General features: G+C 49.4%; 3 protein-coding genes. All 3 read right to left on the bottom strand.

Annotation, left to right across the window (positions count from 1 at the left end; all coding sequences use genetic code 11):
- Nucleotides 1–417 precede the first annotated feature (417 nt).
- Nucleotides 418–888, bottom strand: coding sequence for a GNAT family N-acetyltransferase (locus Q0986_RS13810; protein WP_299411238.1), 471 nt, complete (start codon nucleotides 886–888; stop codon nucleotides 418–420).
- 142 nt (nucleotides 889–1,030) lie between these two features.
- A complete protein-coding gene (locus Q0986_RS13805; protein ID WP_299411236.1) occupies nucleotides 1,031–1,771 on the bottom strand; it encodes a sulfite exporter TauE/SafE family protein in 741 nt (246 codons plus the stop codon).
- A gap of 112 nt (nucleotides 1,772–1,883) precedes the next feature.
- Nucleotides 1,884–3,140 carry a tryptophan synthase subunit beta gene (gene trpB, locus Q0986_RS13800; protein ID WP_299411235.1) on the bottom strand — a complete coding sequence of 419 codons (1,257 nt, stop codon included), beginning with the start codon at nucleotides 3,138–3,140 and terminating at the stop codon, nucleotides 1,884–1,886.
- Between the last annotated feature and the right edge of the window lie 84 nt (nucleotides 3,141–3,224).

Genomic DNA, 3,224 nt, shown 5'->3' with positions numbered 1-3,224 from the left:
CGATCCACTCGCTGCTTAAGTCATCGATTTATAGGTATGGTTGCTTCGGATCAGAGCCTGAACCTTTTTGGGCACTCAACATTTAGGGGAAACTAGAGTCAGAACTTCGCATTGAAAATATAGTAGAAACCATTAGCTCTTTTCTGTTTCATAAGCAGCTCTATCATCTGATTTAGACAATAGCGAGCAACCAATTCTTGAGCGCAATCAATGTTTGATTTCTTTGTTAAAATTAAAAACTGACAGAAAGTAATTGCACCGACTCTCAGGGTAAACATCCCTGTCTACTACGTGTGGTGGAGTGCGATAGGGTAAACGCACTACTTCAGTGGCCCTATCCGTTGAGGGTGGTGCGATTAAATGGGTTGTACCTCTTGTTAAACAAGCTTTTTAAGCTCTCTTTGAGTGACACCCGCATCAGTCAGGCGTGCGATTTAACTCCTTGACCATCGCAATATGAGGGAGATCAGCTTGGATAAAAGGCTCTCCTCGGCGTTGAAAGCCAAATGGCTCATAAAAGGAGGCTGATGGTGCCTGGGCATAGAGAAGGGCGCTGGTAAATCCTTGTTGCTGAGCATGGGTAAGTACGGCGGTTGCGATCGCAGTGCCAATCCCCCGCCCTCGAAACGCTTTCAACACCGCTACACGTTCAATTTTGGCTTGGGTTCCATCCCCATAGGCTCTTAACCGTGCAATGCCGACAGGCTGTTGCTGCCAATAGGCAATAAAGTGCTCAGCTGAGTCATCTTCGCCGTCCATATCCAAACCCGGATCAATCTTTTGCTCCAGATGAAAAACCTGCTGCCGAATCCAGAAAATATCGCTGGTGCTCTCGGAGTAGGAGGTCAACCGAATCTCTAAACCAGGTAAGGGTGGATGGATCGTCATATTCCAGGCTGCTAACTGCAATATTCTAAATCAGTGAGCGTGATCGATCTCCAGCGAATGCAGACTGTTGTCTCTAATACCTCTTTCCGGCTGATTGATTGTGTGAGGACCATGACTTGATTCAGGGTTTGACACTTAAAAGCTACCAACCCATCAATAACTGGCGTTGTTCCCACAACATCAGCACACCACTGACAGCAATAAAGATAAACGTGACTTGTTTAAATAGGTCATTGCTCATTTTGCTGAGGACCCATTGCCCTAGCCAGTTGGCAGGAAAGGCAGCCGCCCCAATTACCACACCATAGATCACGTATTCTCTGTTGAGGTTGCCTAAGGATGCATAAGCGCACAGCTTAATCACATGAGCCAAAATAATATTGGCCGCTTTGGTGGCCACCATCGCTTCCTTTAAAAGCCCATAATTAATATAGGCCGGGTTCATAATCGGTCCAGTACTCCCAATTAAACCGGAAGCAAAGGAATTGCCGAATCCTAAGGGCAAAAATTGCCAGGTCTTGAGGGTAAAGGTACTTTCCCCCTTGCCGAACCAGTAGTTCGCCACCATCAGCAATAAAGAGATGCCGATGACGAGCTGCAGTCCTTCTAAATTGATGTAGTTAAGGGTAAAGGCCCCCAGGATTGAGCCAACAATCACCCCCGGCAGTTGCCATAGGGTCACTTCCCACTCAATATCTTCCCAAAAATAAAAGAGTCGCTGGATATTTCCTAACAACATCCCCGTTGTAATCACGGGAGCAACCGCCTGGGCACCGTACATAAAACTGACCAGCGGAATCAGCATCAGGGGGCTACCGCCGCCCGCCACCATACTGATAAACCAGGACAGGAAACTCACCACTCCCAAAACGACGAAGGGCATGGAGTTGAAGCCTTATAAATGAACCGCAACCTGATTTTAACCCTTTATTAACTTTTGTTGTTGCGATATCGATGCTTCTCTTGCAATATCGATGCTTCTCTTGCAGGCCAGCCTACTGGGGAGATTGCTGCTCTAAAAACTTAGCCACGGTTTGGACATCTTTATCCCCCCGGCCCGAGCAGGAAATGACAATTCGGGGACTGCCTTCTAGTTGAGGACAGAGGGTTTCTAGATATGCGATCGCATGACTCGTTTCTAAAGCCGGAATAATCCCTTCCAATTCCGTCAGCCGCTGAAAAGCCGCAACCGCCTCCGTATCAGTGACACTGTAATACTCACAGCGACCACTATCCTTAAGGAAACTATGCTCTGGTCCAACACCGGGATAATCCAGTCCTGCACTAATGGAATGGGCTTCTAACACCTGACCATCTTCGTCTTGCAGCAAATAGCTCATGGCCCCATGCAGCACTCCGGCTTCTCCTTGGGTGAGCGTAGCCGCATGTTTATCGGTATTGACGCCAGCGCCAGCGGCCTCCACACCAATCATGCGGATTTGAGTATCAGGCACAAACTCATGGAATAGGCCCATGGCGTTCGAGCCACCCCCCACGCAGGCGAGCAAGATATCGGGGGTACCATTCCATTGCTCTTGGCATTGCTGGCGAGTCTCTTGGCCAATCACGGCATGGAAATCTCGCACCATCATTGGATAAGGGTGAGGACCAGCCACAGAACCCAAAATATAGTGGGTGGTTTCTACGTTGGTCACCCAGTCGCGAATCGCTTCAGAGGTGGCATCCTTAAGGGTCCCTGTTCCTGCTTCTACGGGATGAACTTCTGCCCCCAACAGCCGCATCCGAAAGACATTGAGGGCTTGACGCTCCATATCCTGGACCCCCATATAAATGACGCAGTCAAAGCCAAAGCGGGCACAGACGGTTGCCGTCGCTACCCCATGCTGTCCAGCACCCGTTTCGGCAATAATCCGCTGTTTGCCCATGCGCTTGGCGAGTAAGGCTTGGGCGAGGGCATTGTTAATTTTGTGAGCTCCCGTATGGTTAAGGTCTTCTCGCTTTAAATAGATCTGGGGACCACTGCCATCGGGACGGGCATAGTGGGCGGTAATCCGCTCTGCAAAGTAAAGGGGACTAGGCCGACCTACATAGTCTTTCAGCAGTTGGCTGAGTTCAGCTTGAAACTCTGGATCGTTGCGGTATTGGGCTAGGGCAGATTCCAGTTCTGCTAGGGCGGGCATCAGGGTTTCGGGGACATACTTCCCTCCATAGGGACCAAAGCGACCCAAGGCATCGGGATATTGTTGTGCGCCAGAGGATTGGTCAGCAGAGGATAGGGGAGTAACAGCCACGATGAATACCCAAACAGATGATCAGACACTCATTATAGAAAAAGATGGTGTGTCGCTGGATGATTATTCATTCGTGATCGGCCT

Source organism: Acaryochloris sp. IP29b_bin.148 (genome assembly GCF_028285565.1).
Taxonomy (GTDB): Bacteria; Cyanobacteriota; Cyanobacteriia; order Thermosynechococcales; family Thermosynechococcaceae; genus Acaryochloris.
The sequence above is the reverse complement of the archived record's forward strand: the minus strand, read 5'-3'. Positions and strand labels throughout refer to the sequence as shown.

Coding starts and splice junctions, on each gene's coding strand:
- Q0986_RS13810 (WP_299411238.1), bottom strand. CDS start 888: ATGACGATCCATCCACCCTTACCTGGTTTAGAGATTCGGTTGACCTCC.
- Q0986_RS13805 (WP_299411236.1), bottom strand. CDS start 1,771: ATGCCCTTCGTCGTTTTGGGAGTGGTGAGTTTCCTGTCCTGGTTTATC.